At 71.8% G+C, this 22,688-nt stretch carries 22 protein-coding genes; 12 read left to right on the forward strand and 10 right to left on the reverse strand.

The window, feature by feature from the left end:
* Positions 1-132: 132 nt before the first annotated feature.
* Both G6O69_RS25790 and lon read left to right on the forward strand, forming a co-directional pair.
* The gene (locus G6O69_RS25790) at positions 133-645 is read left to right on the forward strand and encodes an OmpA family protein (RefSeq protein WP_346017081.1); all 513 of its coding nucleotides are present in this window, start codon (positions 133-135) and stop codon (positions 643-645) included.
* A gap of 154 nt (positions 646-799) precedes the next feature.
* Positions 800-3,232: an endopeptidase La gene (lon, locus tag G6O69_RS25795; protein ID WP_172306161.1), complete on the forward strand. Its 2,433-nt coding sequence runs from the start codon at positions 800-802 to the stop codon at positions 3,230-3,232.
* Between the two features lie 92 nt (positions 3,233-3,324).
* Here lon and G6O69_RS25800 read toward each other — a convergent pair whose 3' ends face one another.
* Both G6O69_RS25800 and G6O69_RS25805 read right to left on the reverse strand, forming a co-directional pair.
* Positions 3,325-3,774 (reverse strand): RNA-binding protein, encoded by a 450-nt coding sequence (locus G6O69_RS25800; protein WP_172306162.1) that lies wholly within the window; start codon positions 3,772-3,774, stop codon positions 3,325-3,327.
* Between the two features lie 128 nt (positions 3,775-3,902).
* A complete protein-coding gene (locus G6O69_RS25805; RefSeq protein ID WP_172306163.1) occupies positions 3,903-4,262 on the reverse strand; it encodes a hypothetical protein in 360 nt (119 codons plus the stop codon).
* A 426-nt stretch (positions 4,263-4,688) separates the two neighbouring features.
* On the opposite strand from G6O69_RS25805, the gene G6O69_RS25810 reads away from it, so the two are divergent.
* Complete coding sequence (locus G6O69_RS25810; protein WP_172306164.1) at positions 4,689-5,195, forward strand: hypothetical protein; 507 nt, start codon at positions 4,689-4,691, stop codon at positions 5,193-5,195.
* A gap of 107 nt (positions 5,196-5,302) precedes the next feature.
* Here the strand turns inward: G6O69_RS25810 and G6O69_RS25815 are convergent, their stop codons facing one another.
* Both G6O69_RS25815 and hemC read right to left on the reverse strand, forming a co-directional pair.
* Positions 5,303-6,598, reverse strand: coding sequence for a serine/threonine-protein kinase (locus G6O69_RS25815; protein WP_172306165.1), 1,296 nt, complete (start codon positions 6,596-6,598; stop codon positions 5,303-5,305).
* Positions 6,599-6,758: 160 nt separating this feature from the next.
* Positions 6,759-7,724 (reverse strand): hydroxymethylbilane synthase, encoded by a 966-nt coding sequence (hemC, locus tag G6O69_RS25820; RefSeq protein ID WP_346017082.1) that lies wholly within the window; start codon positions 7,722-7,724, stop codon positions 6,759-6,761.
* A 455-nt stretch (positions 7,725-8,179) separates the two neighbouring features.
* On the opposite strand from hemC, the gene G6O69_RS25825 reads away from it, so the two are divergent.
* Positions 8,180-9,142 carry an NAD-dependent epimerase/dehydratase family protein gene (locus G6O69_RS25825; protein ID WP_217909912.1) on the forward strand — a complete coding sequence of 321 codons (963 nt, stop codon included), beginning with the start codon at positions 8,180-8,182 and terminating at the stop codon, positions 9,140-9,142.
* Positions 9,139-9,798, forward strand: coding sequence for a PIG-L family deacetylase (locus G6O69_RS25830; RefSeq protein WP_172306168.1), 660 nt, complete (start codon positions 9,139-9,141; stop codon positions 9,796-9,798). Before G6O69_RS25825 ends, G6O69_RS25830 begins: the two co-directional genes overlap by 4 nt.
* Before the next feature lie 30 nt (positions 9,799-9,828).
* Here G6O69_RS25830 and wecB read toward each other — a convergent pair whose 3' ends face one another.
* Entirely contained in the window at positions 9,829-10,965 is a 1,137-nt protein-coding gene (gene wecB / locus G6O69_RS25835) for a UDP-N-acetylglucosamine 2-epimerase (non-hydrolyzing) (protein WP_172306169.1), read from the reverse strand.
* Between the two features lie 85 nt (positions 10,966-11,050).
* On the opposite strand from wecB, the gene G6O69_RS25840 reads away from it, so the two are divergent.
* Entirely contained in the window at positions 11,051-11,782 is a 732-nt protein-coding gene (locus G6O69_RS25840) for a glycosyltransferase family 2 protein (protein WP_172306170.1), read from the forward strand.
* A gap of 37 nt (positions 11,783-11,819) precedes the next feature.
* On the opposite strand, the gene G6O69_RS25845 is transcribed toward G6O69_RS25840, so the two are convergent.
* Positions 11,820-13,391 (reverse strand): radical SAM protein, encoded by a 1,572-nt coding sequence (locus G6O69_RS25845; RefSeq protein WP_172306171.1) that lies wholly within the window; start codon positions 13,389-13,391, stop codon positions 11,820-11,822.
* Positions 13,392-13,606: 215 nt separating this feature from the next.
* Between G6O69_RS25845 and G6O69_RS25850 the strand changes: the two genes are divergently transcribed.
* Positions 13,607-14,779 carry a radical SAM protein gene (locus G6O69_RS25850; RefSeq protein ID WP_172306172.1) on the forward strand — a complete coding sequence of 391 codons (1,173 nt, stop codon included), beginning with the start codon at positions 13,607-13,609 and terminating at the stop codon, positions 14,777-14,779.
* A 13-nt stretch (positions 14,780-14,792) separates the two neighbouring features.
* On the opposite strand, the gene G6O69_RS25855 is transcribed toward G6O69_RS25850, so the two are convergent.
* On the reverse strand, positions 14,793-16,325 hold the full coding sequence (locus tag G6O69_RS25855) for a hypothetical protein (RefSeq protein WP_172306173.1): 1,533 nt from the start codon (positions 16,323-16,325) through the stop codon (positions 14,793-14,795).
* A gap of 22 nt (positions 16,326-16,347) precedes the next feature.
* On the opposite strand from G6O69_RS25855, the gene G6O69_RS25860 reads away from it, so the two are divergent.
* A complete protein-coding gene (locus G6O69_RS25860; RefSeq protein WP_176396660.1) occupies positions 16,348-16,500 on the forward strand; it encodes a hypothetical protein in 153 nt (50 codons plus the stop codon).
* A 69-nt stretch (positions 16,501-16,569) separates the two neighbouring features.
* Here G6O69_RS25860 and hemA read toward each other — a convergent pair whose 3' ends face one another.
* From hemA to G6O69_RS25875, 3 genes are all read right to left on the reverse strand, one after another.
* Positions 16,570-17,892 (reverse strand): glutamyl-tRNA reductase, encoded by a 1,323-nt coding sequence (hemA, locus tag G6O69_RS25865; protein ID WP_172306174.1) that lies wholly within the window; start codon positions 17,890-17,892, stop codon positions 16,570-16,572.
* Positions 17,889-18,683, reverse strand: coding sequence for a cytochrome c biogenesis protein CcsA (gene ccsA / locus G6O69_RS25870; protein WP_172306175.1), 795 nt, complete (start codon positions 18,681-18,683; stop codon positions 17,889-17,891). Before ccsA ends, hemA begins: the two co-directional genes overlap by 4 nt.
* Positions 18,684-18,909: 226 nt before the next feature.
* Positions 18,910-19,290, reverse strand: a complete 381-nt coding sequence (locus G6O69_RS25875) for a hypothetical protein (RefSeq protein ID WP_172306176.1) — start codon at positions 19,288-19,290, stop codon at positions 18,910-18,912.
* Between the two features lie 76 nt (positions 19,291-19,366).
* Between G6O69_RS25875 and G6O69_RS25880 the strand changes: the two genes are divergently transcribed.
* Genes G6O69_RS25880 through G6O69_RS25895 form a run of 4 tightly spaced genes read left to right on the forward strand, consistent with a single transcriptional unit; the run spans position 19,367 to position 22,621 of the window.
* Complete coding sequence (locus G6O69_RS25880) at positions 19,367-20,083, forward strand: NUDIX hydrolase (protein ID WP_172306177.1); 717 nt, start codon at positions 19,367-19,369, stop codon at positions 20,081-20,083.
* Positions 20,065-21,150 (forward strand): hypothetical protein, encoded by a 1,086-nt coding sequence (locus G6O69_RS25885; RefSeq protein ID WP_176397093.1) that lies wholly within the window; start codon positions 20,065-20,067, stop codon positions 21,148-21,150. Before G6O69_RS25880 ends, G6O69_RS25885 begins: the two co-directional genes overlap by 19 nt.
* The gene (locus G6O69_RS25890) at positions 21,150-22,094 is read left to right on the forward strand and encodes a hypothetical protein (protein ID WP_172306178.1); all 945 of its coding nucleotides are present in this window, start codon (positions 21,150-21,152) and stop codon (positions 22,092-22,094) included. The genes G6O69_RS25885 and G6O69_RS25890 overlap by 1 nt, the downstream gene beginning before the upstream one ends.
* A complete protein-coding gene (locus G6O69_RS25895) occupies positions 22,091-22,621 on the forward strand; it encodes a DUF4863 family protein (RefSeq protein ID WP_172306179.1) in 531 nt (176 codons plus the stop codon). Before G6O69_RS25890 ends, G6O69_RS25895 begins: the two co-directional genes overlap by 4 nt.
* Positions 22,622-22,688: the final 67 nt, after the last annotated feature.

A 22,688-nucleotide genomic window follows, 5' to 3' on the forward strand; every position in this document is an offset into this window, starting at 1 on the left:
ATCTGCATTGTGATTGGGGACATGACGCATCGACGTGAATTGACCGCTATCCCTCTACTCTTTTCGGCTGCCGCCCTCTCGCTCACCCTCGGGTGCTCGGCGTCGACGCGCGGCTATCACCCGCACTCGGACGTGCCCGAGAACCACGCCCGGGTCCACAAGCCCCGCTACCTCGGCGGTGAGGTCGAGCCCGGCGAGCTCGAGCCCGTGGATCCCCAGGCCGACGTCGTCCACGGCGAGCCGCCCGAGCGCGGCGAGCCGCCCATGCAGGTCACGGCCGTGGTCGTCGACGCCGGGATCATCGAGGCCTGCGGCATCCAGAGCAACAACGCCTACTTCGACTACGACAGCGCCAAGCTCGACCCCGCGACGCGAGCGCTGCTCTCGGAGATCGCCGACTGCTTCGACGACGGTCCGCTCGCGGGCGAGGGCCTCGAGCTCATCGGTCACGCCGACCCCCGCGGCAGCGACGAGTACAACCTCGAGCTCGGAGAGAGCCGGGCGCAGTCCGTCGCCCGCGTGCTGATCGCCAACGGTATGTCGCCCACGCACGTCGAGGTCGAGAGCCAGGGCGAGGCCCTCGCTCACGAGGACCCGGAGCGCTGGCCCGAAGACCGCCGCGTCGACGTGCGCCTGGGCTCTTGAAGTGCAGATCAGGGCGCCCGCTCGGCTCCGCCCTCGCGGCTCGCCCGGGGGCTGGCCCGCGCCGGCCTCGGAGCCCGTTGGGCTGCGCGCCCCGGCGGGCCGCCGCGCGGCGAGAGCGGGGTCGCAGGGCCGGTCAGTCTGATAGGATTGGCAGATGGCCGGGACCGGTGACCGACTACCCGACACGGGCGCGCTGCCCATACTCCCGCTGCGCAGCGCCGTGCTCTTTCCGGGGGTGTCCATGCCCGTGGATCTCGGCCGCGCCGCGTCCGTCGAGGCGGTGCGCCAGGCCACGGCCCAGGGCCGCCGCGGGGTCACGGCGAACCACGTCCTGGTCGCGGTCCAGCGCGACCCGATGAACGATCGCCCGAGCTTCGACGAGCTCTACCCCGTGGCCACGCTGACCCGCGTGGTCCAGGTGCTGCGCGGGCTCCCGGGGCGGATGACCGTGATCGTCCGCGGGGTCGAGCGCGTGCTCCTCGACAGCCTCGAGGACGCCGACGGCTTCGAGCTCGGCCACTATCACCGCCCCCCCGAGGTCGCCAGCGAGCTGACCATGCTCGTCGCGCTGTCGAGCGTGCTGCGTGACCTGGTCAAGCGCCACGAGTCGCTGCTGCCGAGCTCACGGGTCAGCCAGCAGCGCCAGGAGAGCGTCGCGGCCATCGAGCGCGAGCGCGACCCCGCCCGGGTCGGCGACCTCGTCGCGCACCTCGTCGACTTCGACAGCAAGCGGCGCATGGAGCTGCTCGAGCAGCTCGACCCGGCCGAGCGCCTGCGCCGGCTGATCGAGCTGCTCGCCCAGCGCTGCAACGAGCTCGAGGTCAAGCGTGACATCGACCGCAGCGTCCGCGACCACCTCTCGCGCCACGAGCACGAGGCCGTGCTCCGCCACAAGATGCGGGCGATCCAGAGCGAGCTCGGCGAGGACGACGAGGAGGGCTGGCTCGAGGAGCTCACCCGCCGCCTCGACCAGAAGATCCTGCCCGAGGAGGTCCAGCTGGCCGTCGACCGCGAGCTCGGCCGGCTCGAGCGCATGAACCCGCAGAGCAGCGAGGCGATGATCGCCCGCACCTACCTCGAGTGGATCGCCGAGCTGCCCTGGCTGGTCCCCGGGCGCCCGGTCGAGCAGGCGCCCATCGACCTCGAGGCCGCCCGCGCCCGCCTCGACGCCGACCACCACGGCCTCGACAAGGTCAAGCGGCGGGTCATCGAGTACCTCGCCGTCCGCAAGCTCGCGCCGAATCAGCGCGGGCCGCTGCTGTGCTTCGCCGGGCCGCCCGGGGTGGGCAAGACCACCTTGGCCCGGAGCATCGCCGCGACCTTGGGCCGTCGCTTCGTCCGCATCGCTTTGGGGGGCGTGCGCGACGACGCCGAGATCCGCGGCCACCGGCGGACCTACGTCGGCGCTCTCCCGGGCCGGCTGATCCAGGCCATGAAGACCGCGGGGACCGTCGACCCGGTGATCCTGCTCGACGAGATCGACAAGCTCACCGGGGCCAACCTGCGCGGGGATCCGGCCTCGGCCCTGCTCGAGGCCCTCGACCCCGAGCAAAACGACGCCTTCGAAGACCACTACCTGGGCCTGCCCTACGACCTGTCCAAGGTCGTGTTCATCTGCACGGCCAACGAGCTCGGGACGATCCCCGCGGCGCTGCGTGACCGCCTCGAGTTCATCCACCTCAGCGGCTATACCCTCGCAGAGAAGCTGGCCATCGCCCGCGGACACCTGCTGCCAAAGGAGCTGCGCGAGAACGGGCTGAGCGGTCAGGTCATCTACTCACCGGGTAGGGGCTCACAGGGCAGGGGCGACGCGGCGGCGAGTCCCGAGGTCGAGGTCGACGACGCGGTCTTCGAGCTGCTGGCCACGGAGTACACCCGCGAGTCGGGGGTCCGTAACCTCCAGCGCCGGCTCGCGGCCTTGCTGCGCGACGTCGCCATGCAGCGCGCCGAGGGCCGGGCCGAGGTCGACCGGATCCGCGTCGAGGACGTGGGCAGGGTGCTCGGGCCGCCGCGCTTTCGTGAGGAGCTCATGGGCCACGGCCCCCGCGGTGGCGTGTGCACCGGTCTGGGTTGGACGCCCGTGGGCGGCCAGCTGCTCTTCGTCGAGGTGACCACGGTCAAGGGCGAGGGGCGCCTGCGCATGACCGGGCGCCTGGGCGAGGTCATGAAAGAGTCGGCCCAGGCGGCGCTGAGCCTGGTCAAGAGCCGCGCAGATCACTTTGGGGTCAGCGCGGATCTCTCCAAGTGTGACGTCCACATCCACCTGCCGGCTGGCGCCGTGCCCAAAGATGGCCCCAGCGCAGGTGTGGCCCTGACGACCGCCTTGGTCAGCGCCCTCGGGGGCAAGAAGGTCCGCCACGACGTGGCGATGACCGGCGAGGTCACGCTCTGCGGCAACGTGCTGGCGGTGGGGGGCGTGCGCGAGAAGGTCCTCGCCGCTCACCGGGCGGGGATCCGCGACGTGATCTTGCCGGCACACAACCGCAAGGACGAGCCCGAGATCCCCATCGCCGCTCGCAAGGACCTGAGCCTGCACTTCGTCTCCCACGTCGACGAGGTCCTGGCGCTGAGCCTGCTCGAGGGCTGATTCGGCTCACAAAATCCGCCTCAGCGGAGCAAGCACAAAAAGAAAGGGAGCGCCGAGGCGCTCCCTTCTTCTTCGTGCTCGAAGGTGGAGTCTTACCAGTCGCGATCGCGACCACCACCACGGCCACCACGGCCACCACCGCCGCCACCGCGACCACCACGGCCACCGCCACGGCCACCACGGCCACCGTCGCGGTCACCGAAGCCACCGCCACCGCCGCCGCCGCCGAAGCCACCACCACGGCCGCCGCCGCCACCGGGGCCACGACCACCGCCGCCGCCGCCGCCTCCGCCGCGACGATCCTGAGCCTCGTTCACGTTGAGGGTCCGGCCGTCGAGCTCGGCTCCGTTCATCTCCTTCATGGCAGTTTGGGCGTCGTCCTCGTTAGCGAAGGTCACGAAGCCGAAACCGCGGGAGCGACCGGTGTCCCGATCGTTGATGACCTTGGCTTCCTCAACCGGACCAAACTGCTCGAAGGCAGCGCGCAAGGCTTGATCGTCGGTGCCCCAGCTGAGGGACCCCACAAAGAGCTTCTTCGTCATGTCTTTTACTCGCGTCGCCAGTCAGAACCGAATCGAAGACGCTTCCGCACGGGACTGGCGGGCGGAGCGGGAGCGGTGCGGCTTCTTGGCACCCGGCTTTGACCCTGTCAAGCAAAGATCGGCGAGGGCTAGAGGCCGTAGCCCAGGATCCAAGATTGGCCCGAGGGTGCCGGGGGGGTCCCGGGGGGCTCCAGGGGCGCCGAGGGTGCTGGCGCGGGCTCGGAGCGCTCAGTCCCCGCCGCGACTTGCGCACTTTTCTCTTCGGCCGCCAGGAGCCCCGAGGCGGCCTTGGCCAGGACTTGCGGGGGTTTGGGCGTCGAGAGCTCGCGGGCGAGGCTGGGGCCGCGCTCGAGGACACCGAGGACCAAGAGCGAGAGGAGCAGGCCGAGGTTGAGGTAGGGGAGCAGCGTGAGGAGGCGATCCCCCCTCCTCGAGAAGTGTCCTGAGTCACACTCGAGTGACGCGCGCGAGGTCGTGTGCTGGGCCACGGCGCTCCGTCAACAGTTGGACCGCGAGGTTCCCAGGGGGGCGGAGGTGGGATGGTCATCGACGCGCTCGATCGCGGCCGCGCCCGGCCGGCGCGTTCGTGCGCTCGGGCCACACCGCGTGGCGCGGCCAAAGGCGGCTCGTGTGGCGGAAGCGAGGCGGCTTTGCGCATCACGGCCGCCGCGCCCGCTATCGACATTCACGATAGTATTGATCTCGTGGGCAGTTCGTTGAGAACTTCGCGAGTGTGAATGCTCTAGTGTCATGTTGCTGTCCGTGACCGGGAGTTCATGGCCTTTGGGACGGCGAATTGGCCAAAATCCACGGTTCATCATATCAGTAGTCCCAAGGATCACGATACGCTGACAGTTAATATTTGGTAGCTGAGCTCGCTGTAAAACCAAATCAGAATATGTACTCTGCCAATCATGATGCGTAGCAAAAAGTCGATCTCGATCCTGACCCTCCTGCTCCCGGCCGCGGCCGTGGTCCTGCTCTCGCCGGCGCGCGGCGATGGGGCGCAGATCGTGCTCACGCCGCTGTGTAACTCCGTCTACGGGGCCTGCGAGCTCAGCCCCCCCGACGCGCCGCTGCTCGAGGCCGAGGTCTGCTGGAACGGGACTGAGACGACGCTCAAGTCAGGTGACTGCGCCACGGGCTCGCGGGCCTTCGCGCTTCAGTATGGTGAGGTGATCGATCCCGTGAACCAGGTGGTCATGGGCCTCAAGCCGGTGCCCAACGCCTGCGATCACGGGTTTTGTTCGCCGATGCCCGATGGCCAGGAGCCCTCGCCGGACGAGGGGTTCTTGTGCTGTGGGGGCAGCGGTGAGCCGTGCTCGGTCGCCGATGACGATATCTGCACAATGGGTGACCTACTCTACTGTTTTGACTATACGGAGTCCGATAGCGGCGTCACTTGCCACGACGAAGAGTAAGCGCTCACCGGCTACGCAGCTGTTTTTCTCTCGAGCGCTCGACGCGTCATGCTGGACGAGTCGCGCCCGACCCTGGCCGAGCGCGCCGAGCTGGCCGAGTTGGGGCGCTACTTGGCGAGCCTGATGCGGCGCGCGCGGGCCTGGCTCGTGCTGTGCTTGGCCTTGAGGCGCCCGGTGTCCGCGCTGGGGAGCCCCGCGCGCTTGGCGAGGGCGAGCGCGAGGACGTAGGCCCGGTGGGCTTCCACGTAGGCGCCTGCGGCGTCGAGGTCATCGCCGAGCGCCTCGATGCGCGGGACGAGGTCGCGCTGGACGGCGGGGTCGACCTTGGCCAGCGTCGGCATGATGCTGGTGACCGTGTCGACGGCGAGCCGGGGCTCGGCCTCGCCGAGCTCGCGGGCGTGCGCGACGGCGCTGCGGATGGTCAGGACCTCCGGCGGCTCGCCGATGTCGAGGGCAGGGGCCTCGCGGCTGAGGCCGAAGCCGAGCACGAACACGCTGGTGAGCACGGCCGCCGTCGACAGGCCGCCGAGGCCCCGGCGGAGCAGCTCGCGGCGGGCGGGGCGAGGGCGTATGGCGTCGAGGAGCGCGTCCATGCTCGCGTAGCGGTCGCTGGGGACGGGGCTCAGGCCGCGCCGGAGCGCGCGCTGGACGTGCGCGGGCGCCCGCGGGGTGCCGCGGGGGCCGGCGGTGATCGAGGCGTAGCGGCTCTCGGCGTCGGCGCCCTCGAAGGGGCCCGCGTCGGCGAGGGCTTCCCACAGCGCGACGCAAAACGAGAACTGGTCGCTGCGCGTGTCGCCGAGCTCGCCGAGCAGGCGCTCGGGGGCGATGTAGCGCAAGGTCCCGAAGGCATGGCTACAGTAGGAGCTCGACCCAGCCTGGCGCCTGATCCCGCGGCCGCCGCGGTCGTCCGTGGAGTCGAGGTAGCGGGCGAGGCCAAAGTCGCCGACCGCGGCGCAGCCGTTGGCCCGGATCATCACGTTGGCGGGCTTGAAGTCGTGGTGGACGAGGCCGGCGCGGTGGGCCTCGGCGAGGCCGCGGCCGGCCTCGATGAAGCGCGCCAAGATCAAATCCGGGTGCGGGCGCTCCTTGGTGAGCCAGCGGCGGAGATCGGTGTGCGCGAATTCGAGGGCCAAGAAGGGCGTGCCCTCGTGCTCGCCGACGTCGTGGACGATGAGCACGTTCACGTGATCGAGCTTGGCCATGGCGCGAGCCTCTCGCAGGGCCAGCTCGATCTCGTTCTCGGCGTAGCCGGTGAACAGCTTGAGGGCGACGCGGCGATCCAAGTTGCGATCGATGGCCTCGTAGACCGTGGCGAAGCTGCCGTCACCCAGCAATCCGAGGACCTCGAAGCGGCCAGCGATCCGCTGGCTGTCGACTTCGAGGGTGGGCGAGGGCGCACTCATGACGCGCCTCGACTCTATCGTGTGTGCGGAGTCGACCGGCAGAAAATGCGGAACCGGGCCCTGGACCCAGTTCATGGGACAATTGTGCCAGGGTGCGGCGGGGGCGTGGCAGGGGCGAAAATTGACCCTGAAGGGAGACGGCCATCCGACCGGACGGTCGTCAGGGATGGCCGAGGGCGTCGATGATCTCGCGCGCGCCGCGAGAGAGCAGGGTCTCGGCCACGGCGCGCCCGAGCGCGTCCGCCTGCGCAGGGGCACCGTGCTCGCGTGTCTCCAGCAGCGGCTCACCGCCGGGATCGACGACCAGCCCGCGGACCGCGATGCGGTCGTCGGACTCGAAGCGCGCGTGGCAGGCCATGGGCACCTGACAGCCGCCCTCGAGGGTCGCCAGAAAGCTGCGCTCGGCGGCCGCGGCGACCGCCGTGGGCCCGTGCTGGAGGGGCGCGAGGAGCTCGGCGAGCTCGCTGTCCTGCTCGCGGATCTCCAGGGCCAAGATGCCCTGGCAGGCGGCGGGGCAGAAGCGCTCGACGTCGAGGTGCTCGCTGATCTGCGCGTCGAGGCCGAGGCGGTGCAAGCCGGCGGCGGCGAGCAGCACGGCGTCGACGCTGCCCTCTTCGATCTTGGCGATGCGCGTGGGCACGTTGCCGCGGATGCTGACGATCTCGAGCTCGGGGGCGATGCGCCTGGCGAGCGCGGCGCGGCGCAGGCTCGAGGTCCCCAGGCGGCTGCCGGCGGGCAGCTGGTCGAGGCCCGCGCCGGTCCTGCTGATCAGGGCGTCGCGGGGATCGGCGCGCTCGGGGGTGCAGGCGATGACCAGGCCAGGGGGGAGCTTGGCCGGCATGTCCTTCATCGAGTGCACGGCGAGGTCGATGCGATCGCCGAGCAGCTCCTCCTCGATGCCCTTCACGAACAGGCCTTTGCCGCCGACCTGATTGAGCGGGCGGTCGAGGATGCGATCACCGATCGTGGTGATCTTCACCAGCTCGATGGTCAGCGCGCGCTCGGGCGCGTGCACGCGCCAGTGGTCCAGGAGCCGCGCGCGGACGTGCTCGGCTTGCCACAAGGCCAGCGCGCTCGCTCGGGTCCCCAGGCGGATCACTCGCCGACTCGAAGCTGTCTCGGTCACGGGCACGTGTGTACTCCCTCGGGGCGCCGCGCGTCGAGTCGGGCCGCTGAGCCGCGCGCGCGGGTGCTGGGGGGCTTGTCGGGCGCGCGCGGGGGCGGCCGTGGGGGAGCGGCTGCGCGCCGATCCGAGGGGAGCGAGAGAGCGCGCCGAGCTCGGGGCGCGCGCGGATCTCCGGGCTTGGATCGGCGCGGCCGCTCGCCCACGCGGGCCTTGCAGGGCGCACCGTGGTCGCTCGGATCTCTGCATCGCACACTGGATTCAACGTCCTGGAGACTGGGGGTATTTGTCATCGCGTGCATGTGGAGAATGTGCCATCGCTGCCGGGAAGCTGCTCGCCGGAGATGATCCGATTGGGGGATTCGCCGGTGATGGACGCCGCTGATTTGGAGCTCGTGCGTCGACGAATTGCCCTACTCTCGGTCCGCGAGAACGCGGCAACCAGCTGAGGCGAGGGCATGATCGTGGGCGAGGCACAGGTACAGACACAGACGGTCCTGGTAACGGGGGGCGCGGGCTTCATCGGCTCGCGCCTGGTCCACGCCCTCGCGCGGGCGGGCCAGCGCGTGGTGATCGCGGACAACCTGTCTGCGAAGCGCTCTTTGGACCTGCTGGCGGGCGCGCGCTGCGAATTTTTTCACGTCGACGTGCGCTGCCCCGAGGACTTCGCGGCGCTGCCCCGGGTCCACTACGACCGCGTCTATCACCTCGCCGCGTCCTTCGCGAACGCGCGCAGCGTCGACCTGCCCGTGGCCGACTGGCGGACCAACGTCGAGGGCACCCGGCACACGCTGGACTTCGCCCGCGAGGTCGGCTGCGGGCTCTTCGTCTACGCCGGGTCCTCGTCGTGCTACGGCTCGCTCACGCCGCCCTTCGCCGAGGACGACGCCATGCGCCCGGCCACGCCCTACGCCCGCTCGAAGCTCGAGGGCGAGGGCCTGGTCGCGGCCAGCGAGCTGCGCTGCGCGATCTTTCGCCTGTTCAACGTCTACGGCCCGGGAGACTGGCCGGGGCCCTACCGCAACGCCATCCCCAACATGTTCTTCGCCGCCAGGCAGCCGGCTCCATGCATCGAGCTGTTCGGCGAGCAGTCCACGCGCGACTTCACCTACGTGGACGACGTGGTCGGGGTGCTCTCGCGGGCCGAGCTCGGGGCGGGCGCGACCACCAACATCGGCGCCGGCCGGGAGGTCGCGATCGCGGCCCTGGCCGAGAAGATCGCGGCCCTGGCCGGGGCGCCGGCGAGCTGCATCCACACCCAGGGGCTGCGCGAGTGGGATACGATCTCTCGCCGCTGCGCCGACGTCCGGCGGCTGCGCGCGCGCTTTGGCGGGGTCCCGGACACGCCGCTGGATCGCGGCCTGGCGCAGACCCTGGCCTGGCTCGACGAGCACGCCTTGCTCGCCGCGGGGGCGCCGTGATCGAAGGCTGGCGGGCGCTCTTCGTCGGGGCACACTGCGACGACGTCGAGCTGTTCGCGGGCGGCCTGCTCGCGCGCTGCTGCCTGCGCGGCGCGGCGGCGGTGGGCGTGCTGACCTTCAGCGATCACCGCGGGGTGGTCTCGGACGCGCTCGCCGCCCAGGCGCGCGCGGAGATGCGGGCCAACCTCGAGGAGCTCGCCGCCCGGGCCGGGCGCGAGATCTTCGATCACAGCGGCGAGATGATGGCCGCCTGCTCGGGCGCGCTCCAGGCCCGCCGGGCCGAGCTCTACGCGGCCCTCGAGGCCCTGCGCGAGGACTACGACCTGGTCGTGACCCACAGCGTGCACGACACCAACCAGGACCACCGCCAGGTCGCCGAGGAGGTCCGGCGGGTGTTCAAGGCCCACGCCACCGTGCTCGAGGGCGAGTTCCCCAACAACGACCTCGGCGAGTTCCGGGCCACCTACTACGTCGAGCTCAGCCGCGAAGAGCTCGAGCTCAAGCGCGAGCTGATCGCGGCCTATTCGAGCCAGCGCTTCGGCGGCCGGCCCTACTTCGACGCCTCGCTCGTCGAGGGCCTGGCGCGCATGCGTGGCGCCCAGATCCGCCGGCGCTACGCCGAGGCCTTCCAGGTCGGCGCGCGGGTCATCGTTTGAGCGCCGCCGGGGAGGCCCGAGTCGAAGGCGCTACTGCGCGCTGGGTTGCGCGCGCTGGTGGCTGCGCGAGAGCGCGTCGACGATGCGCTCGGCGGCGCGCCCATCCCAGCCCTCGATGGCCGCGGTCTGGGGGCGCGGGCCGGGGTCACGGGCGAGGGCCTCGACGGCCGCGGGCAGGCGGGCCGGCTCGGCGCCGAGCAGCAGGTTGTGGCCCGCGCGGAGGGTGACGGGCCGCTCGGTGGTCTCGCGCATGACCAGGCAGGGGACCCCGAGGTAGCAGGACTCCTCCTGGATCCCCCCGCTGTCGGTGATCGCCACGGCCGCGTCGGCGAGCAGGCCGGCGCTCTCGAGGTAGCCCTGGGGGTCGAGCAGGCGCAGGCCGGGCGCGCGACGCAGCGGCTCCCACAGCTCGAATTGCTCGAGCCGGGCGCGGGTCCGCGGGTGCACGGCGAAGACCACGGGCAGGCGCCGGGCGGTCTCGATCAGCGCCGCGCACAGCTGGCCGAGGCGCGGGCGCGCGTCGACGTTGGCCGGGCGGTGAAAGGTCGCGTAGGCGTAGCCGCCGGGGCGCAGCTCGAGGCGGGCGGGCATGTCGAGGGCGCGCGCGGCCGGGAGCGCCGCGACCAGCGTGTCGATCATGACGTTGCCGACGTAGACGACCTGCTCGGGCGCGACGCCCTCGCGGGCGAGGTTGTCGACGCCCGCGGGATCGCTGACCAAGAGCAGCTGCGCGAGCGCGTCGGTGAGCTTGCGGTTGAGCTCCTCGGGCATCGCGGGATCGAAGGCGCGCAGGCCCGCCTCGACGTGGGCGACGCGGATCCCCAGCTTCGCGGCCGCCAGCGCGCAGGCCAGCGTGGAATTCACGTCGCCCACGACCATGACCCAGTCTGGGCGGGGCGCCGCGAGCAGGTGCGGCTCGTAGGCCAGCATGATCTGCGCGATCTGGCTGGCGTGGGGGAGCGAGCCGACGCCCAGGGAGACCGCCGCGGGCGGGAGCTCGAGCTGCTCGACGAACACGCCGAACATCTCCCGGTCGTAGTGCTGGCCGGTGTAGACCAGGCGGGCGGCGATCTGCTCGCCGCGGCGGCCCAGGGCGCGCATGATCGGCGCGACCTTGATGAAATTCGGCCGCGCCCCCGCCACGACATCGACGCGCAAGGGGACCATCGACGATCACGTTGTCGAGGCCCGAGATCGCTGTCAAGCGCGGGCTGGCTTGACGCCCGATGGGGGCCGCACGAGACTCCTGGGCATGCCCGAAGCGCAGACCGAAGCGGCCGGCCCGGGGTGGCTCTCGGTGATCATCCCTGCCTATCGCGAGGAGCAGGCGATCGCGGAGGTCGTGCGTGGCGTGAAGACCCACGCGCCCGCTCTGCTCGAGGTGATCGTGGTCGACGACGGCTCCGACGACGGCACGGCGGCGGCGGCGGCCTCGGCCGGGGCGGAGGTCCTGGCCTTCTCGCGCAACCGCGGCAAGGCGGCGGCCCTCCAGCGGGGCATCGACGCGGCGCGCGGCGAGGTCATCTTGGTCATGGACGGCGACGGGCAGGACGATCCGCGCGACATCCCGCGCCTGCTCGACGCGCTCACCGATGGCGTCGACTGGGTGATCGGCTCGCGCTTCATGGGCAGCTTCGAGCCGGGGGCGATCACGGCGATCAACCGGCTCGGCACGCTGGCGCTGCGCGGCGTCGCAAACGGCCTCTTTGGCCTGGCGATCACCGACCCAATCGCCGGCTTTCGAGCCTTTCGGGCCGAGGCGCTGCGCAGCATCGACGTCCAGGCCTTCGGCTACGAGGTCGAGGTCGACGTGCTGCTGGCCCTCCAGGCCGCGGGCGCGCGGGTGGTCGAGGTCCCCGTGACCCGTCACCCCCGCAGCGGCGGGGTCAGCAAGCTGGGCAGCATCCGCGACGGCACGCGGATCTTGGCCGTGCTCTTGCGCCACCGCCTCGGCGTGGGCCGACGCAGCGCGCCGCAGGCCTGAGCCGGCGGGCAGCAGGGCAGGGGCGCGCCGCCCTGACTCAAAGGCGCGCCCGGGGGTCCTCTCGGGTGTCCCCGCGCGTATCCCCGCGCGTATCCAAGAGTCGGCGGCCGAGATCACCGAGCACGCGGTCCAGGCGGGTCCGGTGCTCGCCGGAGATCGCCGCTTGGAGCATGTGCAGGGCTCGCAGCGGGTGGCGGGCGAAGGCCTCGCCATAAAACGAGACCATGCCCAGGCGGCGCAGGCCCGCGAGCTGGCGCGAGGACAGCCGGGCGTTGAAGGACACGCTGCGGCTGAGGTCGCTGTAGATCGCGAGCATGTCGAAGTAGTCGTCGCCCATGGCCGGGAGCTGCCCCTGGTCGCGCAGCGCGTCGTGCAGGGCCGCGCCGGGGTAGGGGCAAAAGGGGCCGAGGTTGATGTCGTGGACGCCGGCGCGGGCGAGCGCTCGGCAGTAGCGCAAGGTTGCGAGGATCTCGTCGAGGGTCTCGTCGGGGAAGCCGACGATGAAGTTGCACTTCACGGTCATCCCGCGGGCCACGGCGCAGGACATGGAGTCCTTCATGCGCTCGAGGTCGACTTGCTTTTTGATCCGCTTCAGCACCGCTGGCGAGCCGCTCTCTGGCGCGTAGACCAGGTGGTTGCAGCCCGCCCGCTGGAGCGCGCCGAGGACCTCGTCGTCGAGGACCTCCGAGCGCGTCCCGCTGGGGATCTGGAAGCTCACGCCCAGCTTCGCCGCGACCACGCGCTCGCAAAATTCGAGCACCCAGTCTTTGCGGAGCATCGCCGTGAGATCGTAGAAGTCGAAGTTCTGCGCGCCGTAGCGCTCGACGGCGGCGGACATCTCGGCGACGACCGCCGCGGGCGAGCGGCTGACCCAGCGTCGCCCCCACATCTGGGGGTTCGAGCAGAAGGTGCAGGCGTAGGGGCAGCCGCGGGTCGCGAGCATCGGGACGCTGCGCCGCCGCCCGATGCCGAAGCCGAGGCCGTGGTCGAGATAGTTCTCGAGCGGGATCAGGTGCCAGGCCGGGGGCGGGATGTCGTCGATGGCGGTCATCCGCGGGCGCGGGGGCGTGCGCACGAGCTGGCCGCTCTCGTCGAGGAAAGCGAGGCCGGCGACCTCGGTCAGCGGCAGCGCCTCGCTCAGGGCGCGGACGAGGGCGACGAGGCTCTCCTCGCCCTCACCGAGCACGCAGACGTCGAGGGCTCCGGCGGCGTCGCGCAGGCTGAATTCGGGGGCGGCGCTGATGTGCTCGCCGCCGGCGATGATCGGCGTGTTCGGGAAGGCCCGGCGGATCGCCTGGAGGACGCCGCGGATCATCGGCCACTCCTCGGAGAACATCGCGGTCACGCCGATGACGTCGGCGTCGTCGGGGATCTGGCGGAGCAGCGCCTCGTCCGAGAGGCCCAGGCGCAAGAAGCGAGGATCCGCGAGGGCTCTGAGCTGGCGGGGGGCCGCACCGACCGCGTCGATCACGGTGACCTCGAAGCCCGCTCTCTCGGCGCTCGCGGCCAGATAGGCCAGGCCGAGGGGCGGGCAGGTCAAGGTCGTGTAGCTGGCACGAGGCAGGCGCAGCGGCGGCTTGATCAACACGAGGTGCGGCGCCCGCTTCATCGCACCAACCTAGCAATGAACGCTCGGCCTGCGCAGCTGGCTCGTCGGGGACTGACCAATGCGGTCGGGACGAGGCGTGGCGTCTGGTGACCGTCACCGAGTCGCGGCGCTTCGCTCGAGCGCTCGGGGAGGCGCTGAGCGCTGGCTACGCCCCGCTCGGCGCCGTGTTGGATCGGCGCTTGTGAGCGCGCTACGCCGTGCCATAGTCTCGGCTCGTGGATCTGCGAGACCACCTCCTCGCGCTGATGCGCCCCACCGAGCCCGGTGAGGAGCTCGCGCCGGGGCTCCGCTTCGTCCGCGCGTCGACGGAGCTCGGCCTGCGCCTGACCTTCCTCGTCGACGGTCGCCACGAGGTCCACGTCGAGCTCAGCCCCCTCGAGCAGAGCCCAAAGTACGCGGCGCGCAGCGAGTACCTGGCCTTTGGCTATCGTCACGGCGGCGCCGAGCGGGTCGACCAAAAGCTCGGGCTGCGGGTCTGCCAGGCCGTCGCCAGGCACGTCGGCGCGCGCGAGGCCGAGGTCCTCGGGCAGCTCGGCGCCGACGCGGAGGCGGCCCAGGACGAGGAGGGCTCGGCCCGCCTGCGCGAGATCGAGATCAGTCGCCTGCTCGAGCTCGCCGGGGATCCGGGCCAGCGCTTTTATACGCTCAGCCCCTACGTGGGCTGCCTGATCGGCTGCCGCTTTTGCTACGCGCAGACCCGCCTCGACCCCATGCGTAGCTTGCTGCGTCTGCCGCAGGTGCGCTGGGGATCCTACGTGGACGTGCGCATCAACGCCGCGGAGGTCCTCGCCGAGGAGCTGCGCAGCTTGCCGCGCTACCCCATCAAGTTCTGCCCGATCGTCAGCGATCCCTACCAGGCCGTGGAGAAGCGTTTCGAGGTCACGCGCCGCTGCCTCGAGGTCATCCGCGACGCCCCGGAGCCCCCGCCGGCGCTGGTCATGACTCGCTCCACGCTGATGCTCCGCGACCTCGAGCTGATCCGCGAGAGCCCCAGCGTGTGGGTCGGCGCCTCGATCCCGACCATCGACGATGAAGTCTGCGCGCACTTCGAGCCCCGGGCCGCGCCCGCGAGCGAGCGCCTGGCGATGCTGCGCACCTTCAAGCAGGCGGGCGTGCGCTGCTGGGTGGTCGTCCAGCCGATGCTGCCCGGGAACACCGACGCCTTCGCCGACGCCCTGGCCGAGGTCGTCGACTCGGTGAGCATCGGGGTCTTGCGTGGGGAGCACGGGGCCGAGCAGGACTTCGCCGATCCGCGCTTCGCCGCGGCCCGCGACGAGGACTGGCAGCGCGACCAGGCCTTCGCGCTGCGCGACGCCCTCGAGGCGCGTGGCGTGGCGGTGTGGGCGGGGGAGCTGCCGCCCTCGCTCCTGGCTGGCGACGGGACCTGAGCGGCCAGCGCGGTCAGGGATCGAGCTCGACGCGCACGAGCCCGAGGTTCGAGGTCGCGAGCAGGGCCCGGCCGTCGCGGGTCAGCTGGAGGTCGCGGGTGAAGTGGCCGATGAACCACCGCCGCTCGCGCTCGCCCTCGGGGGTCAGCGCGAGCAGCTCGCCGCGCAGGAAGTTGGCGACGTAGATGCGGTCGCGCGCCGGATCGTAGACGACGGCCCGCGCCCCGGGGCCGATGTAGTGCAGGTCTTCGAGGGCGCCGCTGTCGTAGTCGAGGGTCGCGAGCAGGCCCAAGGTGGCGAGCCCCGCGTAGACCCGGCCGCGGGCCTCATCCCAGTCGCAGCCCCACGACAGCGCGAGCGGGGCGAGCCAGGAGTCGGCGCCGAGCGGGCGCTCGGTGTAGGGCTCGGGGGTGAAGGCCATGGCCATGTAGGGGGTGCCGTCGAGGCGAAAGAGCGGGCCAGAGGCGAAGCACAGCAGGCCGCGCTCGGACGCCGGGCGGTAGAGGAGCCGCTCGGGGATCGCGGGCGAGTCGAGCGCGACCTCGGAGGTCGGGGGAGCCAGGCTCGCGGCCTCGAGGGGGTGGAGGCCGCCCTCGTCGGTGTAGACGGCCAGGCGCGCGCGCGCGGGATCATGAAAGACGTTGACGGCGTTGCGGACCTCGGCCGCGGCGAGGACACGCAGCGCGCCTGTGCGGGTGTAGGCGACGACGTGGTGACGCTCGCCGCCAGCCACGAGCAGGGCGTCGTGGGCGGGGAGGTCGACGATGTTGTAGCCCTTGCCCGCGGACAGGCAGCGCGGCGGGCTCGAGCCGTCCGTGGGCGCGCGACAGACCGCGCCCGCGAAGTGGGTGGGCTCGGCCTGCGCGCTGGAGCTGGGGCCGCGCTGCGTGGTGATTAGGTACTCGCCGGCGAGGGGGTGCTCCCAGACCTTGCGCGGGTATCGGTCGATGGCCAGGGCGCGGCCGGGGGCGCAGCTGGCGAGGTCGGGGCGCGTGGGGATGAGCAGCTGCACGCCGTCTTGGGCGAGCAGGCGCTCGCGGTCGTCGCAGCGGACGCGGGCCTCCTCGCGCTGCCAGCCGAGGAGGCAGGCGAGGGTCCACGCGCCCAGGGGCAAGCTCAGGGGCAGCTGCGGGTAGCGCCAGCGCGGCGCGGCCGAGGCGAAGCTCAGGCCGAGGCCGAGCAGCGCGAGCGCGGCGAGCCAGGGGAGGGCGGCCCAGCTCAGCACGAGGCCGTAGAGCGCGGTCATCGTGAGCACGAGGCCCAGCCCCATCGCCCAGACCAGCCCGGCGAGCACGCGGAGGCGCGGGGAGAGGCGAGGGTGGTGGAGCAGGGCGTGGGCCAAGCCGATGGCCAGCGCCGGCGCGGCGACGATCGGCCAGGGCAGCGAGGTCGAGAACGCGAGCAGCCCGAGCAGCGCGCCGAAGCCCGCGAGCAGCGAGGTGATCAGCGCGCTGCTCGGCGGGCGTGGGCGGTCGAGCGCGCCTGCCAGGGCGACGCTGCACAGCGTGCTCGACCAGCGCGGGGGCTTGCCCTCCAGGCTCGTCACCTGGCGAGGCTAGGAGCCCGTGGTGGAACCCAGCGCGGCTCCTGGCGCCGGGATTTTTGTCGAGGGCGCGAAGCCAAAACGCCGCTGTACCGGGCGTACTGCAAGTTTTGGCGACAAAGCCTTCGGCGAAAAGACCAAGCCAGGTGTCGTGTTGGGTTTCACCACGGGATCCTAGGCGCGATCGCGCGCACGCGACAATGACCGCTACGGTCCCGAGGGTTTGCGAGCGGCCCGCGGCGCGGGCTCAGTCCTGGCTGTCACCCTCGGTCATCAGCTGATCCTCGTGCTCGAGGGCCTCTTCGAGGGCAAAGAGCGTGCGCAGGGCTCCGCCGAGGGCCTCGCCGCCGGCCGGCGAGTGGATCGCGGACTCGCGCAGGGCCTTGAGCGGGCGGTGGAGGATCTTTTGGGTAATTGCGTGACCGAGGGCGCGCACGGCCTCGCGCTGGCTGTCGTCGAGCTCGCCGAGGCGACCGAGGGTCTTGTCGACCTCGCGCTCCATGATCGAGCGGGCGTGCTCGCGGAGGTCGCGGATCACCGGGGTCAAGGAGCGCGCGCGCTGCCACTCCAAGAAGGCGTTGATCTCTTCTTCGATCAGCTCGCCGGCGGCCTCGGTGTGGGTGCAGCGGGCCTCGAGGTTGCTGGCGAGGATCTTCTGCAGGTCGTCGACGTCGTAGACATAGACCGAGTCGAGGCGACCGACGCGGGGATCGATGTCGCGGGGCACGGCGATGTCGACGAAGAAGATCGGCGCGCCGCGGCGGCGTCGCATGACCCGCCGCATGGCCCGGGGGACGATCACCGGCTCGCTCGCCCCGGTGCTGGCCACGACCACGTCGGCGCGCAGCAGGGCCTGCTCGAGGCCGTCCTCCCAGGGCAGCCAGCGGCCCTCGACGGCCTCGGCCAAGGCGGTGCCCCGCTCGGCGCTGCGGTTGACCACGAGGATCTCGCTGGCCCCGGCGGCGCGCAGGTGGACGGCGGCCTGCCGGGCCATCTCGCCGGCGCCGAGCAGGGCGACGGTGCTGCCCTGGAGGTCGCCGAAGATGCTGCGCGCGAGGTCGACGGCCACGGAGGCCACAGAGGCCCCGCCGCGGGCGATCTCGGTCTCGCTGCGCACGCGCTTGGCCCCGTGGAAGGCCATGGTCAGGCAACGATCGAGGACCGGCCCGACGGTCTGCCGCTCGCGGGCGAGCTGCCAGGCGTCCTTGACCTGGCCGAGGATCTGCGGCTCGCCGATGACCATGCTCTCGAGGCTGGCGGCGACGCGGAAGATGTGCCGGGCCGCGCCCTCGCGCTCGCGCACGAAGCAGTGGTTGCGGATGACATCGCTGCGGACGCCGCGGAGCTCGGCGAGGGCGGCGATGATGTGATCGGGGTTGGGGCGCTCGGACTGGACGGCGTAGATCTCGACGCGGTTGCAGGTCGAGAGCAGCACGGCCTCGGACAGGGCGGCTCCGTCGACGAGGTGCGTGAGGCTCTCGCCGATCTGCTCGCGGGGCACGGCCAGCTGCTCGCGCAGGTCGACCGGCGCGGTGGTGTGGTTGAGCCCGACGGCGAGCAAGCTGGTCATGAGCGGATGCCGTAGCTGACCAAGATCAGCGCCATGCTGACGAAGGCCACGATCGTCAGCCACGCGGCCTTGCGCCCGCGCAGGCCCCAGACCGCCCGCGAGGCCAGGCTGGCGGCGGTGGCCAGGAACGCGACGCCAGCGGCGATCAGCTCGACGCTGCGCGAGGCGAGCATCTGCGTGCCGCCTTCGCGCAGCGAGACCATGGTGCCGGTGACGATGGCGAGGGTGAACACTGGCGTGACCAGGAGCACGAGCCACCAGTGGAGGCGGTCGAGGCCACGCAGGGAGATCCCCGAGGTGCTCGGCTGAAACTGTTTGTTCCGCAGCCGGCGCTCCATGCCGAGGTAGAGGCCGGCGACGCCGGCCGCCAGGGTGAAGCCCGAGACGCCGACGGTGGCCAGGGCGATATGGGCTCGCAGCAGCTCGCCTTGAACCGCGGCGAGGGTCGGGTTCGCGGGCAGCTTGCCCATGACGACGCCGAGGGTCAGGGCGATCAGCCCGAGCGGCGCGAGGACGGCGCCCAGAGCCCGCATGGGCCGGCGCTTGGCGCTGATCGCCAGGAAGCCGCCGACCGCGATCAGCACGCCCAGGCTGGTCGCCAGGTACACCGACTTGAAGGGGTGATCCCCGTCGACGCACTGTGCGCCGATGGTGCTCAGGTGGAACAGCGCGGCGCCCGCGAGCAGCACGCGGGCCCAGCCCTTGAGCGGGCTGCCCTCGTCGGTGCCCGCACCGAAGGCGAAAGACGCGGCTCCGTAGGCCAGCGCCGCAAAGATGAACAGGAGCAACATCGGTGTCGCCGGGAGTATGGCCGCTTTTGCGTCCGGGGTCACCGGTCCGAAGGTCGCAGCGCCCGCGGGCTCCGATCTCGTGTTTACCCGGGCCCGAGGCCGCGCTCGGGCGCAGAGCGAGGGCGCAGAGGAAAGATCGGCGTAGGCCCCGCTACCGCGCGCTGGGGCTGGCGGGGCGGCGTGGGAGAGGCCGCGCGCACAAACCGATCGGCGCTCTAGGCGGGCTCTAGGCGGGCAGGCCGAGGGCCTCGATGGCGCCGATCAGCCGGCCCCAGGTGCCGCCGTCGAGCATCGAGGGGCTGCCCTCGGGGCCGATCGGCGAGGCCACGAAGCCCGGCTTCACCGTGTAGGCGTAGTCGCCGAGGACCACGGAGCTCTCGTAGTGATCGGCGCCCATCTGCGCGAGCTCCTGGGCGGTCTTCACGGCCCCGATGATGTCGTAGGGGTCGCTGTCGTTGCCGTCGATGCGCTCGAAGTAGACGCTGGGGTCGATGAAGAGCCGGACCTGAGGGACCGCATGGAAGTGGACGTGGTCGCCCTCGATGGCGATCCCGCCGGCGCCGAGCCAGCGGTCGATGCAGGCCTGGGAGAGGAACACGCGGACCATGACGAAGAGGGTAGTGCCGGGGCGCGCCCGGGGACAAGCTGAACAGTTTGCCCCCGACGTGATACCAACGCCCCCGATGGCCAAAGACCCCACCGCGGTTCGCCCCGCCTCGACGGTCGTGGTCCTGCGTCCCCGCGAGGGCGTGGGTTCGGCGGGCGCCGAGGTCGAGCTCTACATGCTGCGTCGCTCGAGCCGCAGCGCGTTCATGCCGGACGCGCTGGTTTTTCCGGGCGGTCGGGTGGAGACCCAGGACAGCAGCGAGGGTGAGCTCGATGACGCGTCTTTCACACGCGCGGCGGCGCGCGAGTGCATGGAGGAGGCCAGCTTGAGCCTCGGCGTCGACGGCCTGCGCTGGTTCGACACCTGGCAGACGCCCTCGGGCGAGTCGCCCCGGCGCTTCCTGGCCCGCTTCTACATGACGACGATCGCCGCGCACGAGGGCCACGACGCCCGCGCCGACGAGGTCGAGACCCACGCGGGGCGCTGGGCCACGCCGGCGGCGATCCTCGAGCAGTGGCGGGCGCAGGCCATCGATCTGCCGCCGCCGACGCTGAGCATCTTGATGCAGCTCGAGGCCGGCGAGTGGTCGCGCTGGGGCGAGCGCGGGCTCGAGGAGCTGCGCCGGCCGATCCTCCCCAAGGTTGCGAGCGTGGGCGAGCACGTGCACATCGTGCTGCCCCACGATCCCGAGTACTTCGATCTCCCCGGTGACACGGGCGAGGTCCCGGCGCGGGTCCAAGGGCTCCCGCGCCGCTTCGTCCGAGAAGGTAAGCGATGGATTCCAAGGCAATGATGGCTCGAGGCGCGCTGACGACGGCGCTGGCGCTGACGCTGGCCGCCTGCGGTGGCAAAGACGAGGCGAACCAGGCGGGCGCGAGCGCGACGCGGACCGAGGCGGCCGACGAGCAGGCGGACGCCGAGGCGGGAGCCGCTCCAGAGGCCTCTGCAGAAGCGGGGGAAGAGGCGGCCGGATCCGCCTCCGCCTCCGAGATCGAGCAGATGCTCGGCTGGCTGACCCCCGACGCGATGACCGTGGCCTACGACCGCATGGATCGCCGCCTGGATCCCGCGGTGGTCTCGGTGGTCTACGCCCTCCCGCCCAAGGCCGCCGACGTCCTCGACGAGCGGGCGACCCTCGACGAGGCCCTCGACGTGGTCTTCGACGGAGACGCGGAGGCCAAGAACTGGCTCGGCGAGAGCACCTTGGGCTTCACGGTGGCGCTGTCTTCGACGCCCTACTTTCTCCGCCCGCTGCGCGCGCCCATGACCGACGAGGCGCTCGCGGGGATCTTCGAGCAGGGCGGCTTCACCAAGAACGTGGTCGACGAGACGGCCGTGTTCTTGCCCGACGGCGCCTTCCCCTGGCGGGCGGCGGCGCTCGAGGGCGGGCTGATCGCCTTCATCCCCGTCGACATCCCCGGCGCTGGCCTCGAGCCGCTGCACGGCGCCAGGGAGCAGCCCGAGTCGCCGGTCGAGCAGCAGCTCGCGGCGCTCCTCGGCCAGGACCCGGGCATCGAGCTGGTGTTGCTCTCGGGCGGGCCGCTGGTCCACTTCGACGTCGACCAGCCCATCGCGCAGGTCCAGTTCGCCCTGCGCAACCTGGGCACGGGGGGGGGCGCAGGCGGGGGCGCGGGGGGAGGCGCGAAGGGCTACGACGGGCAGGTCGTGCTCACGCCGACCGGGGACGTCCACGCCGTCGCCAAGCAGCTCAACGAGCGCGAGCACCCCGAGGAGAACCAGCAGGTTCAGGGGTTGATCTCGGCCGTCCACTTCGCGCCCCTCGAGGAAGAGGGGCAAAGCGGGGTCGTGGGGCGCATGGAGATCGGCCCCGAGCAGCTCAAGCACTTCTTGCTGCGCTGATGGCTGGCCGGGGATCGTCGAGGGGGCCGCTCGTCCTGGTCTGCGCCCTGCTGCTCGCGGGCCCCGGCTGTCGCCGCGATGGGCGATCGGCCCACGCTGATGGGGGGCAGGAGGACGGTCGGGCGGCGGGCCAAGACGCCGGCGCCGAAGAGGGGGCTGACGCGGCTGACGAGGCGGAGGTGAGGGCCGGCTGCGGCAGCGAGGGCCTGCGCTTCGAGGACCTCGCCTGGGTGCCGGTCGACGCTCGCCTGGTCACCCTCGTCGAGCTCGAGGGCGGCCTGGCCGAGGGCGGCGCGCTCGACCGTGCCCTCGCGCGGCTGGCCGAGCTCGCCGACGACGACGCGGCGGCGCTGCCGGTGCTCGCGTCCATGGACTATGCCAACCTCGAGCTCCAGCTCGGAGCGATGGCCACGACCCTCGCGGTCCTCGGCCACAGCCCGGCGCAGCTCGTGGAGATCCAGGGCCCCTCGGGAGCGCCGATCTGGGCGTGGCCCAGCGACTGCGCCATCGACCGCCTCGCGGCGCGGCTGCTCTCGCGCTGGCAGCTGAGCCTGCGCCTCGATCTCGAGCACCCCGGGGTCCGCGTGGGCGCGGGCGATCCCGCGGGCTTTCCCTTCGACGTGATCGCCATCGGCGAGCGGCGTGTGCTGCTCGTGGGGCTCGGCCAGGGGGACGCGGTGGTCCGCTGGCTCGACCGCGCCGAGGGGGATCCCGACGCGGCGCCGGGCGCCACCTTGCTCGAGCTCGAGCACGCGCCGATCCGATCGCTGCTCCAGGGCGAGTGGCTGCTCGCGGGGGCCGCCCCCGCGTCCACGTCGATGGGGGAGGGCGCTGCGCATCACGTGCGCACGATCCGGATCGCCAGCGAGGGCGTGGAGATCGACGGCGCGCCCTGGCCGCGCTTCGCCCCAACCAGCGAGGGTGGTACACCCCGCTCGCCATGAGCGACAGCCAGACCCAGACCCGCGCGACGACCCCGCAGACTGCCCGCTTGCTGGAGCTGCTCGAGCCCGTGCTCGCCCGGATCTCGGCGCTGGATCCCGCCTCGCGCCACGATCCCGACGCGATCCGCGAGCTCGAGACGACCCTCGAGGCGGAGTTTCCATGGGCCGGGGATTACGTCCAGGCCATCAACGACGAGCTCGCTCGCGGGGTTGGCGAAGGCTGGCTCGCCGAGCGTGGGGAGCCGCAGGCTCGCTTTGGCCGCGTGTCCAAGGCCTGCCCCGCGACGCACGACCTGTCCATCGACGTGGTCAGCATGGTCGGCGCCGCCGTCGAGCACAGCCACCCCCAGGGAGAGGTGACGGTCGGCTTCCCCGCAGATGACGAACAAAGCTGTCATTTCGAGGGGCGACCGCCCGGTTGGGTGTTCTTGCCGCCGGGCAGCCGCCACGTCCCCACTGTCACCGGTGGGCGCATGAACTTGGTCTATTTTCTGCCCCAGGGGGCCGTCGAGTGGCACTTTGGTTGATTCGCCGAAAGCCTCCGGGCGTCTCTAGACGTTGCCAGCACCGCACACCTCGTCGCTACTTCGGCGC

Source organism: Pseudenhygromyxa sp. WMMC2535, from assembly GCF_011083025.2.

Coding starts and splice junctions, on each gene's coding strand:
- lon (WP_172306161.1), top strand. CDS start 800: ATGGCCGGGACCGGTGACCGACTACCCGACACGGGCGCGCTGCCCATA.
- G6O69_RS25800 (WP_172306162.1), bottom strand. CDS start 3,774: ATGACGAAGAAGCTCTTTGTGGGGTCCCTCAGCTGGGGCACCGACGAT.
- G6O69_RS25810 (WP_172306164.1), top strand. CDS start 4,689: ATGATGCGTAGCAAAAAGTCGATCTCGATCCTGACCCTCCTGCTCCCG.
- G6O69_RS25815 (WP_172306165.1), bottom strand. CDS start 6,598: ATGAGTGCGCCCTCGCCCACCCTCGAAGTCGACAGCCAGCGGATCGCT.
- G6O69_RS25825 (WP_217909912.1), top strand. CDS start 8,180: ATGATCGTGGGCGAGGCACAGGTACAGACACAGACGGTCCTGGTAACG.
- wecB (WP_172306169.1), bottom strand. CDS start 10,965: ATGGTCCCCTTGCGCGTCGATGTCGTGGCGGGGGCGCGGCCGAATTTC.
- G6O69_RS25840 (WP_172306170.1), top strand. CDS start 11,051: ATGCCCGAAGCGCAGACCGAAGCGGCCGGCCCGGGGTGGCTCTCGGTG.
- G6O69_RS25845 (WP_172306171.1), bottom strand. CDS start 13,391: ATGAAGCGGGCGCCGCACCTCGTGTTGATCAAGCCGCCGCTGCGCCTG.
- hemA (WP_172306174.1), bottom strand. CDS start 17,892: ATGACCAGCTTGCTCGCCGTCGGGCTCAACCACACCACCGCGCCGGTC.
- ccsA (WP_172306175.1), bottom strand. CDS start 18,683: ATGTTGCTCCTGTTCATCTTTGCGGCGCTGGCCTACGGAGCCGCGTCT.
- G6O69_RS25875 (WP_172306176.1), bottom strand. CDS start 19,290: ATGGTCCGCGTGTTCCTCTCCCAGGCCTGCATCGACCGCTGGCTCGGC.
- G6O69_RS25880 (WP_172306177.1), top strand. CDS start 19,367: ATGGCCAAAGACCCCACCGCGGTTCGCCCCGCCTCGACGGTCGTGGTC.
- G6O69_RS25885 (WP_176397093.1), top strand. CDS start 20,065: ATGGATTCCAAGGCAATGATGGCTCGAGGCGCGCTGACGACGGCGCTG.
- G6O69_RS25890 (WP_172306178.1), top strand. CDS start 21,150: ATGGCTGGCCGGGGATCGTCGAGGGGGCCGCTCGTCCTGGTCTGCGCC.
- G6O69_RS25895 (WP_172306179.1), top strand. CDS start 22,091: ATGAGCGACAGCCAGACCCAGACCCGCGCGACGACCCCGCAGACTGCC.